Consider the following 12,797-nt stretch of genomic DNA (forward strand, 5'->3'; position numbering starts at 1 on the left):
GTGCATCGGGCCGAGGATCGCCTGGTCCTGTCGCCCACCGACCTCGCGCGGTTCCTGGGCTGCGCCCACGCGAGCGCGTTGGACCTGCAGGTGGCGCTGGGGCGGCGCGGGCGGCCGGCCGACGGCGTGGATGAGCACCTGGAGTTCATCGCCGCCCGGGGGCTGGCCCACGAACGGGCCTACCTGGACCGGCTGCGGGAGGCCGGCCGCCGGGTGGTCGCCATGGGCCGGACCGCGGACCCGGCGCTGGCCGAGGCCTCGACGGTCGCCGCGATGCGGGCCGGGGCCGACGTCATCTACCAGGGCACGCTCTTCGACGGGACCTGGCTCGGCTACGCCGACTTCCTGGTCCGGCGCGAGTTGGCGCCGGCGGAGCCGCGCTCGGCGTACGGCGACTGGGCCTACGACCTCGTCGACACCAAGCTGGCGCGGCACCTGTCGGCGGCGGCGCTGCTCCAGCTGGCGACCTACGCCAAGCGACTGGAGGTGCTGCAGGGCGTCCCGCCGCAACGGCTGGTCGTCGTGACGGGGGACGGGGCGGAGCGGTCCTGGCGGCTCGCGGACGTGACGGCGTACGCCGCGCGCGCCCGCGCCGGGCTCGAATGGTTCGTGGGCGCGTCGGCCGCGGGGGCGGACGAGGCGGCGACCGAACCCGTCCCGGTGCCGGCGTGCTCGCGGTGTCGCTGGCAGGGCGAGTGCGGGGACTCCTGGGCCGCCGCCGACGACCTCAGCCTGGTGGCCGGCATGCGGCACCGGCATCGGATGGCGCTGCGCGCGGCGGACATCGCCGACGTGGCGGCGCTGGCGGGGGCCGGCGACGACGTACCGGCTGGGCTGTCCCGGGCGACGTACGAGAAGCTGCGCCGCCAGGCCCGCCTGCAGGTGGCGGAGCGGGAAGGGGATCGGGCGCGGTACGAGCTGCTGCCCTACGTCCCCGGCCGCGGGCTGGCCCAGCTGCCCGAGCCCGATGCGGGAGACCTCTACCTCGACTTCGAGGGCGACCCGTTCGCGGGCGACGGGACGGGGCGTGAATATCTCGCCGGGGTGCTGGATCGGCGCGACCGGTTCCACACCTGGTGGGCGCACGACGCGGCGGCCGAGGCGCGCCTGGTCGAGGACCTGCTGACGTTCCTCGTCGCGCGCTGGCGGGAGCGCCCGGACATGCACGTCTACCACTACGCGCCCTACGAGACCGCGGCGCTGAAGCGGCTCACCGGCCGTTACGGGGTGGCGGAGGCCGAGCTCGACGCGCTGCTGCGCGGCGGGCGGTTCGTGGACCTGTACGGCGTCGTCAAGCAGGGCGTGCTGATCGGGAAGTCGTCGTACTCGATCAAGAAGCTGGAAGACCTCTACTGGGGCCACATTCGGCACGGCGAGGGCGACGAGGTCGCCGACGCGATGAGCTCGGTGGTGGAGTACGAACGCTGGCTCGAGGGCGGCGACGACGACATCCTGCGGCGGATTGCCGACTACAACCGCGAGGACGTGCGGTCCACGCTGGCGCTGCACGACTGGCTGGAGGACCGGCGCACCGAGCTGGCGCTGGACCTGGCCGCGCGGGGTTCCGGGGCGGGCGGCCTGCTGCTGCCCCGCCCGGCGGGCACGCCGTTCGCGGAGGCGGCGGAGGGCGAGGCCGCGGCGGCGGAGCGCGAGCTGGCCGAGCGGCTGCTGGCGCAGGGGCACGAGCTGTTCGCCGGGCTCGTCGGCTGGCACCGCCGCGAGGACCGTCCCGAGTGGTGGGACTTCTTCCGGCGCGCGGACCTGGCCGACGACGACCTCGTCGACGACGGCGTGGCCCTGGGCCGGGTGGGGGAGCCGGTCGCGGCGGGGGAGAAGCTGGGGAAGTCGGGCAAGCCGACGTCGCGGCTGTGGCGCTACGCGTTTCCGCCGCAGGCGTGCCGGCTCGAGGTCGGCAAGGGCGCCCACGACGTCGACACGCGGGAGTCGTGCGGGACTGTGGCCTCGGTGGATGTCGAGGCGGGGGAGGTCATCCTCTCCCGCGGTGTCAAGCACGCGGCGGCCGAGCCGCGCGGGATCATGCCGCCGGGCCCGCTCGACAACAAGGTGGTGCGGGGGGCGTTGGCCCGACAGGCGGAGACGCTCCTGGCCGGGGGCTCCTCGGCCGGGACGGCGTTGGTGGAGCGGCGGGTGCCGGGGTCGGCGCTGGGGTTGCGGCCGGGGGAGACGCCGGCCGAGGCCGTGGTGCGGGTGGGTCTGGGGCTGGCCGGCGAGGTGCTCGCGGTGCAGGGGCCGCCGGGGGCGGGCAAGACGTACGCCGCGAGCCGCCTGATTCGGGCGCTCCTGGACGCGGGGCGCCGGGTCGGGGTGACGGCCCAGTCGCACGCGGTGATCCGCAACCTGCTCGACGAGGTGGGTCGCCCGGCGCTGCACAAGGTGAGCGGTGAGCCGGCCGAGCCGACGCTGCTCGACGCGGCGGGTCAGGGTGGCGGGGTCCGCGAGGTCGCGGACAACGCCGAGGTCGCTGCGGGGCTGGCCGACGGGTCGGCGCGCCTGGTCGGCGGCACGGCATGGCTGTGGGCCCGGCCGGAGCTGGCGGAGTCGCTGGACGTGCTCGTGATCGACGAGGCTGGGCAGTTCTCGCTGGCCAATGCCGTGGCCGTGGGCGGGGCGGCCAGGTCGCTGGTGCTGCTCGGGGATCCGCAACAGCTCACCCAGCCCACGAAGGCCGAGCATCCCTACGGGGCGGGGGTGTCGGCGCTGGCGCACCTCATCGGGGACCACGACGTGATCCCGGCCGATCGGGGGCTGTTCCTGGACGTGACGTACCGGATGCATCCGGCCATCACCGAGCTGGTCTCCACGCTGAGCTACGACGGTCGGCTGCGGTCGGCGCCCGGGCGGGAGCGCCAGCTCATCGAGCTCGCCGACGGACATTGGGTCGGCCTGGCCGGTTCGGGGCTGCGGTGCGTGCCGGTGCCGCACGAGGGCAACGTGGCCGACAGCGCCGAGGAGGCGGTGGTCGTGGGGGCGCTGGTGCGTGAGCTTCTGGAGGGTCGGTGGGTGGACTGCGACGGCGTACGGCGCGCGATGACCCCCGCGGACGTGCTGGTCGTGGCGCCGTACAACGCGCACGTCGACCGGCTGGCCGCGGCCGTCCCCGAGGGGGTCCGGGTGGGCACCGTCGACCGGTTCCAGGGGCAGCAGGCGCCCGCCGTGATCTACGCGACGGGCAGCTCGAGCGCGGCGGAGGCGCCGCGGGGGCTGTCCTTCCTGTACGACGTGCACCGGCTCAACGTGGCGATCTCGCGAGCGAAGGCGCTGGCGGTCTGGGTGGGCTCGCCGGCGCTCCTCGACGCGGCGGCATCGACCCCCGAACAGGTGCGGCTGGTCAACGCCCTGTGCGCGTTCGCCGACGCGGCGCGCCCTGTGCCGCTGGCGGTGTCATGTTGATCCAGGAGGAAGAAGGCGAGCGTTCTCTCCACGGGCGACGATTTCGCGCAGACGGACATCCGTTCCGCGCGCCGTGGATTCGATCGATGCCGCGATGACAGCCACACCCGAAGCGCCCATTCGGCGAGCCACGACTCATGACGCGGCTGTCCGCCCGGGCCGAGCGGGCCATCGAGATGCACATCAACGTGGATGAGATCGACGTGGCCACCCGCCGGTTCTACGAACGGCACGGCTTCGTCAACATGGAACCCGACACGACGTACCGGATGCTCTGCTACCTGCGCGCGCTCTGAGCGACCTCGGCTCGCATTGACGATCGTCCGAGAGCTGAGATGCAGGGCTCACATCACGGATCGTTCTGGCTATCCTCACGGCAGGTCATGAGTGCCAGCGCCAAGCCCCGGCTCGCTGGCCGGCAACCCTCCCGCCGCGGCGGGGTGCCCCGGGTGAGGACCAGGCGACCCGCCGGCAGGTGGCGGGGAGCAAGCGCGGGGCGTCGTGACGCACCCGGCACCATCACCTCGCGGTGCAACTCGCCCGAGCAAGGCAGTTGCGCCGCCGTACGACAAGGAGCGCGCGATGAGCGACACCAGCGACTGGGCCTTCGAGACCCGCCAGATCCACGCCGGCCAGCTGCCCGACGCCGCCACCGGCGCGCGGGCCCTGCCGATCTACCAGACCACGAGCTACGTCTTCGGGGACTCCGAGACCGCGGCGGCTCGCTTCGCGTTGACGGATCTGGGCCCGATCTACACGCGGCTGGGCAACCCCACGACCGAGGTCGTGGAGAACCGGTTGGCTTCCCTGGAAGGTGGCGTCGGGGCGCTGCTGCTGGCCAGCGGCATGGCCGCCACGACGTACGCCATCCTCAACGTCGCCCAGGCCGGCGACCACGTGGTGAGCGGTGCGGCGCTGTACGGCGGGACGTACAACCTGCTCAAGTACACGCTGCCGCGGCTCGGCATCGAGACGACGTTCGTGCAGAACCAGGCGGACCTGGACGAGTGGCGCCGCGCGCTGCGGCCGAACACCAAGATCCTGTTCGGCGAGACCATCTCCAACCCCGACCAGCAGGTGCTCGACATCGCGGGAGTCGCCGGGGTCGCCCACGAGGCCGGGGTGCCGCTGTTCGTGGACAACACGGTGGCGACGCCGTACCTCATCCGGCCCCTCGCGCATGGCGCCGACGTCGTGATCCACTCGGCGACAAAGTACTTGGGCGGACACGGTACGGCGATCGTCGGCGCCTTGGTCGACGGCGGCACCTTCGACTACGGCGCCGAGCCGGCGAAGTTCCCGCAGTTCAACACGCCGAGCGAGAGCTACCACGGGCTGGTCTACGCGCGGGATCTGGGCGTCGGGTCGGCGTTTGGAGCTAACTTGAGCTTCATCTTGAAGGCTCGGGTCGACCTTCTCCGGGACACGGGTGCGGCAGTGTCGCCGTTCAACGCGTTCCTGCTGGCCCAAGGCCTGGAGACGCTGTCGCTGCGGATGGAGCGGCACGTCGAGAACACCCGCCGCGTGGTGGACTTCCTCACCGCCCACCCGCAGGTGGAGTCCGTGAACTACGCCTCCCAGGAAGGGAATCGGGACTTCGAGCGCGCTCAGCGGTACTGCCCGAAGGGCTCCGGCGCGGTGTTCAGCTTCGAGATCGCCGGCGGGATCGAGGCCGGCCGCAAGTTCGTCGACGCGCTGGAACTGCACAGCCACGTGGCCAACATCGGCGACGTGCGCTCGCTGGTCATCCACCCCGCGTCAACCACGCATAGCCAGGGCAGCGACGCCGACCGGCTCGGCGCCGGTGTGACCCCGGGTCTCGTCCGGCTGGCGGTCGGCATCGAGCACATCGATGACATCCTCGCCGACCTGGAGAAGGGCTTCGCGGCGGCAAAGGCCTAACCGGCGGCGCAGAGCTAACCGCGGACGAAGGGCTCACCCCCTACGAAGGGCTCAGAACGACCGTTCGTGACCTGCGCTTTGGGTGCCATGGCACCCTTTGCCCTGGTCACGAACGGTCGGCTCTATCGCTCGCGATCAGGTTGGCGGCTCGACGGTCATGCCCAGGGCGCGGGCGGCGCCGGCGAGTCTCGCGTCATAGGTGAACATGACGTCCGCCCCAACGGTGACTGCCGTCGCGAGATGGATCGCATCGAGGGAGCGCAGCTCGTCCGGCCCGATGGCCTTGGCCACGCAGATGACTCCCTCGTCGATCGGCGCCTCGCTCACTCCCGACAGCGCCCGCATGGGGTCGGCAGCCTCCGGACCGCCGCCCTCGCGGCGCCAGCGGGCGCGAGCGGCGCGGGAGGCCTCGACCACGGTTAGGCGGGACGTTAAGAGGTCGTCCCCGTCCCGGTGGTGGCGTGCGAACGTCTCCTCGGTGAGCGCAGTGACGGTCTCGCTAAAGATCCGCGGCAGCACCGCTGAGGTGTCGACGTAGACCCGGGCCATGTCAGAAGCGGTCCTCTCGGTCGAGGAGCTCGAGCGAACTTGTGACGCCCGGTGGCAGCGGCAGGAGCGGACCCGGCTCCATGTAGGGAATGCGAGGCGGTGGCAAGGGTGGCTTGTAGCTGCGCGGTGGGACGGCGAGACCGAGCGCGATCTCGATGGCCTCCTGGGCGATCTGCTGCTGGCTCCGGCCCTGCTCCGCCGAGGCTCGACGGAGCGCCTCGGCGGTCTCCGGCTTCAAGCGCAGGTTCATGGCCATAAGAAATGGTACCGCGTGGCACCACTCGGTGCTCAAGGTGTTTCAGGCATGACCCGCCTCCGGGCTGATCACTCCGGGGCTCTGGTCAATCATGGGCAGCGTCGAGAGGCCATCGAGGAAGGCCAGCACGACATCGCGCTCGCCCGGGCCGAGTGCGCACGCCAGCGCCCGGATCTCCTCCAACAGCGGCCCGAAGCTGGCGACGCCCGAGGCCGCGGCGGCCTTGGTCACTTCGATGAGCACGCGGCGACGGTCGCCGGGGTCGGCGCCGCGCCGGACGAGCCCACGCCGTTCGAGGCGGTCGATGACCTGGGTCGTCGACGCGGACGCGAGCCCCAGCTCCCGACCGAGCGTGCCGGGGGTCGCGGCCTCCCCGGCGCGGCGCAGGTCGTTGAGTGCGATGAGGGCGCGGATGTCGGTGAGGTTCATGCCGTGCTCGCGGGCGAAGGCGGCGCCCTGAGTGCTCAGGTGGACGACCGCACGGCGTACGGCGGTCACGATCTCGCCGGGTGACGCAGTCATGGCATCCAGAGTAATCTCTCGTTGAGCGAGATAGGTGCCTGACGAGAGGAATCCCTCATGGAGGCGAACCTGCGGGAACGGACCGCGGCCAACCGTCGCCGGATCGCCGACGTGTACGACGGGACGGCGTCCGAGTGCTTGAGTCAGGCGAGCCTCTGTGCCGGCTGGGATCTGCGGACCCTGTTGGGGCACGTCGTCATGCCGCTGGTGACCTCGCCGACCCGGCTGGCGCTGACAGCCCTGCGTCTTGGATCGGTCCACCGGGCGTCCTCCGCGATCGCAACCGAGCTTGGCCGACGACCTGTGGCCACCCTCACCGCCGTCCTGCGCGACCGCGCCGAGGGGCACGTGCCGGCGCCCGGCGTGGGACCGATGGGGCAGTTCGTGGACTGCTGCGTCCACCTGCGCGACGCCGCCCGGCCGTTGGGCGCGGATGCCGATGCCCCGCTGGACGACTGGGCCCTGGTGCTCGCGTGGCTGCCGTCCCGGGCCGCGGGACTCGGCCACGTACCTCGCGGCCTCCTCCACGGCCTGTCGTGGCGGGCGACGGACCTGCCCTGGTCGTACGGCGCCGGACCGGTCGTCGAGGCCCGCGCCGAACCACTGTCGCTTGCGATGACCGGCCGCGCTGCTGTCCTGCCGGAGCTCACCGGGCCCGGCGTCCCGGAGCTGGCCCGTCGCCTGCGGACGGACTGACGCGCCGTCGGCTGGGGCGCCCGAGGACGCCGGCCGGTGGTCCGCGGGTGCCCGTCACAACTGTTGCGAAGTGCTAGCATTATGCGACATGAGGACGCTCTACCTGCGGAACGTGCCCGATGAGGCGGTGGCCGATCTTGAAGCGATGGCCGCGGCAGAGTCGATATCTGTCTCGGCGTTGGCGGTGCGCGAGCTCGCCGCGGTGGCCAGGGCCCGGCGGCAGCTCAGGGAGCTGGAGGCCGTGCCGCCTCTCGACGTCTCGATGACGGACCTGGTCGACGCCGTACGCGATGGGCGTGAGGGGCGCGACCGCTGATCGTCCTCGACACCTCCGCCGCGCTGGCCATTCTCGCCGGGCGACCGGGAGCCGTCCGCGTGCTGCGTGGCCGCTTGCCATGCGTTCCGCACCTGGCCGACGCCGAGGTCGCCCACGCGCTGCGTGGCCTGGCGCGCGCCGACAAGCTCTCGCCGGACGCCGCCGCCGCGCTCCTACGCAGGTGGCAGGCCTGGACGCTGGGTCGTTACCCCATCACGGGGCTGCTCCCGAGGGTCTGGGAGCTGCGGCACAACCTCACGGCGTACGACGCCTCCTTCGTCGCCCTCGCCGAGGCACTCGACGTACCGGTGCTCACCGGTGACCGGCGCCTCGCGACGGCGCCCGGCGTACGGTGCCCCATCGAGGTCATGCCGGCCTGACCCCACGCGACGCGACGGTCGGCTCACGCCTCCTGGCTGGCCAGCCACTCGTTGACCCGCCGCTCGGCCTCCTCCGGCGAGACGTCCTCGACGCGGGTCATGATCGCCCACCGGTGCCCGAACGGGTCCAGGAGCGCCCCGAACCGGTCGCCGGTCACGAACGTCGCGGGCTCCTCGAACGGCGTCGCCCCGGCGGCGACGGCCGCGTGCCACCTGGCGTCCGCATCCGGGCAGTAGAGCACGTAGCTGTGGTTGACCTGGTTCGTCCCGTCGGGGGCGATGAGGCCCATGTCGGGTGCCGGGTCGGACAGTTGCAGCCGGCCCCTGCCGAAGTCCAGCTCGGCGTGGGCCACCGTGCCGTCGGGACCGTCGTTGCGGGTCACCAACCGCGCGCCGAACACCGACGTGTAGAACTCGATCGCACGGGCGCCGCCGTCGACCACGAGGTACGGCGTCAGCGAGGTGTATCCGGCCGGAATCGGTGAGACTGCGTTCTGTGTCGTCATGGGAGCAGCCTCGCGAGCCCGGCCCCGACGGGTCTTGCACGGATGCGACAGCGCCCACCGACGGGCCGCGGGGCATCCTTCGGCCCCACCTCATGGGGAGGCGGCACAGCCTGCGCCGGTACGCCGTGCCGGAACCGCTCACGCCGTACGTCGAGTGGATCTGGGCCGTCACGTGGGAGCTGCCGGAGACCGTGACCCAGCCCGCGCCGGTGCTGTCCCACCCCTGCGTCCACGCGACACTCGAAGGCGACGATGGCGTACGGCATGGCCATCGGATGCCCGCCGCCCTCGTCCACGGCGTCCTGACGCGGCGCTTCGACATGGAACTGGAGGGGCGGGGCTGGGTTGTCGGCGCCCGGTTCTTCCCCGGGGGCTTCTCGGCGCTCACCGGGCAGGACGCCGGGGCGCTGACGGATCGGGTCGTCCGGTGGGACGGCGAACGGCCGGAGGCGACCGCCGCGCTGAGCGCCGCGCGGGCGGCCACCGACGAGGCAGACCGCGTCCACATCCTCGGCGAGTGGTGGGGCGCGCAGGTGCCGCCGGAGCAGGATGCGACGTACCTCGTCGTCCGCGATCTCGTCGCGGAGGTCGAGCGCGACCGCTCCCTCGTGCGCGTGGATGACCTGGCCGCGCGGCACGGGCTGTCGGTCCGCGGGGTGCAACGGCTCACGAACCGGTACGTCGGGGTGCCCCCGACCTGGCTGATCCGCCGGTACCGGATGCAGGACGCGTTGGCCGCCCTGCAAGGCGACCCGGACATCGACCTGGCGGAGTTGGCGACGTCGCTGGGGTGGTACGACCAGGCCCACTTCACCCGCGACTTCCGCACCGCGGTGGGCCAGCCCCCGGCTGCCTACCTGCGCGAGCTCCGCTCCGCGCCAGTCGATCTCGCGGAGACGCCGGCGGGGGAGGGGTGGCAGCAAGCCGGTACGGCGGACGCGACGGATCTTGCTCGGATCCGGCACGAGGCCGAGCAGTGGCTCGCCGCGCGGCGCATCGAGCAGTGGAACCCGGGGGAGGTGCCCTTTGCGGAGCTGCGCGCCCAGCTGGAGCACGGCGAGTGGCAGGTCGCTCGACGAGCAGGCCGGATCGCCGCCGCCCTGCGTTACCTCGACCGGGACCCCTCCGTGTGGCCGGACGACGTCCCAGGCCAGGCGAGATACGTGCACGGACTCATGGTGGACCGCGCGGTGGCGGAGCCGGGAGCGGGCGCGGCGGCGCTGCGGTGGGCCGAACGGCACGCGGTCGCCGACGGCGCCGCATTCCTGCGGCTCGATTGCGTCGAATCCAACACAGCGTTGCGCCGTTATTACGCAGATCAGGGGTACGTCGAGGTCGGTCGCCGCGACTTCGAGGGGCCGTGGTTCAGCGCGACGCTCTTCGAAAAGCCGCTCTAGGGCTGCCAGGCTAGGGTTTCGACCGGTTGACCCGTGATGGCGGCGATGATGTCGAAGTCCTTGTCTACCGCGAGGACCGTCAGGCCGGCCTTCTCCGCGGTGGCCGCGATCAGGAGGTCGGGGATCGACGGTGCGCGATGCAGCCCGCGGTCCGCGAGCAGCAGTTGCACCTCGAGGGCGCGGTTCTCGATCTTGGGTGTCAGGTACTCCAGCGGCATGAGCGACAGCGGGGGAGCGTCGACCTCGCTGCGGGCCTGGTCGCCGCTGCGGAAGGAGTAGCCGACTTCCAGCCGCGTCACCGTGCTGATGCGCACCAGCCCGCGCTGGATCCGCACGAGCCACTGTTCGACGTCGGGAGAGACCGCGAGACGCGCATAGGCGGACTTATCGATCAACCAACTGACGGCCACGCAGGGTCACGTCCAGGCGCCGCGCATGACTGCGTCATCGAGCAAATCGCTGGCCGCTCCCGAAGCGCGTCGGAGATCTGCCAGCGTGACGGATCGCTCTCGCGGCGACGTGGTGTCCTGCTCAAGCCGCCGACGCAGATACTCGTTACGCGACAACCCCTGGGCGGCGGCCTCCTCGTCGATGCGCAGGACGGCATCGGGGGAAAGACCGCGAATCAAGACGTCCGCCACGCCGACACCTCCTCCATTTCGATATCACGATATCACCAGTCGCGATGTCCGGGGACAAGCGTCTTCCGTGCGTCCCTGGACGTACCAGCCCATGGGTCGCGTCCACGTGGACGCTGGTCGCGACGTACGTGGCGTCCTACTGGCCGTACGTCGCGCGCAGGTCCGCGAAGAGCAGGTGGTTGATGCGGTGCCGGACGTGCCCGACGGCCGCATCCGAGAGCGCGAGGTCGTCGGGCGCCTCGATGCACACGCGAAGCCGGGTGGCCGGGCCGTCGGGCCGGCAGTCCAGCCGGACGACCAGGGCCGGGTGGCGGATCCACAGCGAGGACCAGACCAGGGTGCGCGGCGCGTACGACGACAGCACGCGCGGGGGCACCTCGTCGGGCAGGAGCCGGAGCCAGGCGCGGGTGCCCTCGGCCCGCGGCTCGGCCAGGTCCGCCCACACCACCGGCGGCGGGGCGGGCAGCGGCCTGGTCCGGTCGGCGATGAGGCGCATCCTTCAGAGGCTAGGCGCATCCTGGCGGTCGTCCCCGGAGCCCACCGCGGCTGGACACGACGTACCCCGCACCGACAAGGTGAGGCGCGATGGGACCCGCCCTCTGCCTCCTCTCCGCCGCCTGCTTCGGGGCGATGGCGATCTTCGGCAAGCTCGCGTACGCCGAGGGGATCTCGACCGCCGAGTTGCTGCTGGTCCGGTTCACTCTCGCCGCGGTGGTGCTGCTCGCGCTCGCGGCCGTACGCCGCCGCGGCCGCCGGCCCCGGCCGAGGGACGCGTTCATCGCGGTGCTCGGGCTGGGGTCGATTGGGTACGCCGCTCAGGCCGCCTTCTTCTTCGGCGCCCTCGAGGTCATGGACGCCTCCCTGCTGGCCATCGTGTTCTACACCTATCCGGCGATGGTCACGCTCGTGGCGGCGGCGCTGGGCCGAGATCATCTCAGCCGGGCCCGGGTCGCCGCGCTGGTCGCCGCGTCGGCCGGGGTGCTGCTGGTGCTGCTCGGCGCTGGCGGGGGCGCCGGCGCGCTCAGCTTTCCCGTGCGCGGCACGGTCCTCGCGTTCGGGGCGGCGGCCACCTACACGGCGTACATCCTTGTCTCGGACGCGGTGATCCGGCGCCTTCCGGCGGTGCTCCTGGCCGGTCTCGTCATGGCCGGCGCGTCGGCGACGCTGTGGGCGCGGTCGTTTCTGGTCGGCGGCCCGCGGCTGGAGTTCGGGGCCCGCGGCTGGCTGTGGCTGGGCTGCATCGCCCTGGTCTCGACCGTCCTGGCCATGGTGACGTTCTTCGCGGGGATGCGGCGTACCGGCCCGTCCACGGCAGCGATCCTGTCCACGTTCGAACCCGTGGTGACCACCGCGCTCGCCGCTGCCACCCTGGGCGAGGCGCTGACCCCCGCCCAGGTGGTCGGCGGCGTCCTCGTGGTGGGGTCGGTCGCCGTGCTTCAGCTCGGGCCTCGACGGCCGACAACCAAGGAGCCGGCCACCTAACCTCGCAGGAAATGCCGTTGCTGGCGGGGCCCCGCTCCGGTCAGGGTGGTCAGCATGAGCCCCGAACTCCCGACGTACGACGTCGTTCTTCCCGAGCGCGACGACACCCGCAGCGACGGCCCGATGCTGGGGGACGAGCGCGCGGTGCTGGAGCACTTTCTGGAGAACTACCGGGAGAGCCTGCTGCGCAAGTGCGCCGGGCTCACCGCCGGACAGCTGGCCGAGCGGTCCGTGCCGCCGTCCGCGCTGTCGCTGGCCGGGCTAGTGCGCCACCTCACCGAGGTCGAGCGCTACTGGCTCACCGACGTGGCCCACGGCGAGGACAGTCCAGACCTCTACACCCGCCGGGACGCCACGGACGCGGACTTCGACGAGGCGAGCGAGCACACGGCGCCCGGCGACGTCTCGGCCTACCTGGCCGAGGTGGAGCAGGCGCGTCGGCAGGCGGCCCGCGTGCGCGACCTGGCCGCGCCGTGCGGTGGGCTGCGCCGGGGGCAGGAGGTCAATCTGCGCTGGATCCTGGTGCACCTCATCGAGGAGTATGCGCGTCACCTCGGCCACGCCGACCTGCTGCGCGAGCGGATCGACCGCGCCACGGGCTACTGACCGCCGGGTGCGCGGTGGACCTGCCTATCCTGGTCGGCGTGCCGTACCAGCCCCCGCAGCCGCCGCGCGACGAGCCTGCGGACCCGACCAGCCGGAAGACCGGCGGCGGCAAGGGCAAGCGACCCCCGAGGAA

Annotated in this window: 15 protein-coding genes, 1 pseudogene and 1 riboswitch; of the genes and pseudogenes, 9 read left to right on the forward strand and 7 right to left on the reverse strand. The window is 72.4% G+C overall.

The window, feature by feature from the left end:
* The 3 genes and pseudogenes from IPK37_16050 (at position 1) to IPK37_16060 (ending at position 5,313) form a co-directional block, all read left to right on the forward strand.
* Entirely contained in the window at positions 1-3,411 is a 3,411-nt protein-coding gene (locus IPK37_16050) for a TM0106 family RecB-like putative nuclease (protein QQS00359.1), read from the forward strand.
* 161 nt (positions 3,412-3,572) lie between these two features.
* Positions 3,573-3,707: pseudogene (locus IPK37_16055) on the forward strand (N-acetyltransferase).
* 83 nt (positions 3,708-3,790) lie between these two features.
* Positions 3,791-3,909: riboswitch (SAM riboswitch) on the forward strand.
* An 84-nt stretch (positions 3,910-3,993) separates the two neighbouring features.
* Positions 3,994-5,313, forward strand: a complete 1,320-nt coding sequence (locus IPK37_16060) for a bifunctional o-acetylhomoserine/o-acetylserine sulfhydrylase (GenBank protein ID QQS00360.1) — start codon at positions 3,994-3,996, stop codon at positions 5,311-5,313.
* Between the two features lie 135 nt (positions 5,314-5,448).
* Here IPK37_16060 and IPK37_16065 read toward each other — a convergent pair whose 3' ends face one another.
* Genes IPK37_16065 through IPK37_16075 form a run of 3 tightly spaced genes read right to left on the reverse strand, consistent with a single transcriptional unit; the run spans position 5,449 to position 6,640 of the window.
* Positions 5,449-5,862 carry a PIN domain-containing protein gene (locus IPK37_16065; GenBank protein ID QQS00361.1) on the reverse strand — a complete coding sequence of 138 codons (414 nt, stop codon included), beginning with the start codon at positions 5,860-5,862 and terminating at the stop codon, positions 5,449-5,451.
* 1 nt (position 5,863) lies between these two features.
* Complete coding sequence (locus IPK37_16070; GenBank protein ID QQS00362.1) at positions 5,864-6,112, reverse strand: hypothetical protein; 249 nt, start codon at positions 6,110-6,112, stop codon at positions 5,864-5,866.
* A 48-nt stretch (positions 6,113-6,160) separates the two neighbouring features.
* Positions 6,161-6,640 carry a MarR family transcriptional regulator gene (locus tag IPK37_16075; protein ID QQS00363.1) on the reverse strand — a complete coding sequence of 160 codons (480 nt, stop codon included), beginning with the start codon at positions 6,638-6,640 and terminating at the stop codon, positions 6,161-6,163.
* 57 nt (positions 6,641-6,697) lie between these two features.
* Between IPK37_16075 and IPK37_16080 the strand changes: the two genes are divergently transcribed.
* The 3 genes from IPK37_16080 (at position 6,698) to IPK37_16090 (ending at position 8,032) form a co-directional block, all read left to right on the forward strand.
* A complete protein-coding gene (locus IPK37_16080; protein ID QQS00364.1) occupies positions 6,698-7,336 on the forward strand; it encodes a maleylpyruvate isomerase family mycothiol-dependent enzyme in 639 nt (212 codons plus the stop codon).
* A gap of 88 nt (positions 7,337-7,424) precedes the next feature.
* On the forward strand, positions 7,425-7,652 hold the full coding sequence (locus tag IPK37_16085) for an antitoxin (GenBank protein ID QQS00365.1): 228 nt from the start codon (positions 7,425-7,427) through the stop codon (positions 7,650-7,652).
* Positions 7,649-8,032: a type II toxin-antitoxin system VapC family toxin gene (locus IPK37_16090; GenBank protein ID QQS02946.1), complete on the forward strand. Its 384-nt coding sequence runs from the start codon at positions 7,649-7,651 to the stop codon at positions 8,030-8,032. Before IPK37_16085 ends, IPK37_16090 begins: the two co-directional genes overlap by 4 nt.
* Positions 8,033-8,055: 23 nt before the next feature.
* Here IPK37_16090 and IPK37_16095 read toward each other — a convergent pair whose 3' ends face one another.
* The gene (locus IPK37_16095; protein QQS00366.1) at positions 8,056-8,538 is read right to left on the reverse strand and encodes a VOC family protein; all 483 of its coding nucleotides are present in this window, start codon (positions 8,536-8,538) and stop codon (positions 8,056-8,058) included.
* 92 nt (positions 8,539-8,630) lie between these two features.
* Here IPK37_16095 and IPK37_16100 point away from each other — a divergent pair, with 92 nt between their 5' ends.
* A complete protein-coding gene (locus tag IPK37_16100; GenBank protein ID QQS00367.1) occupies positions 8,631-9,935 on the forward strand; it encodes a GNAT family N-acetyltransferase in 1,305 nt (434 codons plus the stop codon).
* Here IPK37_16100 and IPK37_16105 read toward each other — a convergent pair.
* From IPK37_16105 to IPK37_16115, 3 genes are all read right to left on the reverse strand, one after another.
* On the reverse strand, positions 9,932-10,345 hold the full coding sequence (locus IPK37_16105) for a PIN domain nuclease (protein QQS00368.1): 414 nt from the start codon (positions 10,343-10,345) through the stop codon (positions 9,932-9,934). The two genes, IPK37_16100 and IPK37_16105, sit on opposite strands and share 4 nt — an antisense overlap.
* A gap of 6 nt (positions 10,346-10,351) precedes the next feature.
* Positions 10,352-10,576, reverse strand: a complete 225-nt coding sequence (locus IPK37_16110; protein QQS00369.1) for a hypothetical protein — start codon at positions 10,574-10,576, stop codon at positions 10,352-10,354.
* 136 nt (positions 10,577-10,712) lie between these two features.
* Positions 10,713-11,072 carry a hypothetical protein gene (locus IPK37_16115; GenBank protein QQS00370.1) on the reverse strand — a complete coding sequence of 120 codons (360 nt, stop codon included), beginning with the start codon at positions 11,070-11,072 and terminating at the stop codon, positions 10,713-10,715.
* Positions 11,073-11,161: 89 nt separating this feature from the next.
* Here IPK37_16115 and IPK37_16120 point away from each other — a divergent pair, with 89 nt between their 5' ends.
* Together IPK37_16120 and IPK37_16125 are read left to right on the forward strand one after the other, a co-directional pair.
* A complete protein-coding gene (locus IPK37_16120) occupies positions 11,162-12,058 on the forward strand; it encodes a DMT family transporter (GenBank protein QQS00371.1) in 897 nt (298 codons plus the stop codon).
* Between the two features lie 123 nt (positions 12,059-12,181).
* A complete protein-coding gene (locus IPK37_16125; protein ID QQS02947.1) occupies positions 12,182-12,664 on the forward strand; it encodes a DinB family protein in 483 nt (160 codons plus the stop codon).
* Positions 12,665-12,797: the final 133 nt, after the last annotated feature.

This window comes from Austwickia sp., assembly GCA_016699675.1.
Classification (GTDB): domain Bacteria; phylum Actinomycetota; class Actinomycetes; order Actinomycetales; family Dermatophilaceae; genus Austwickia.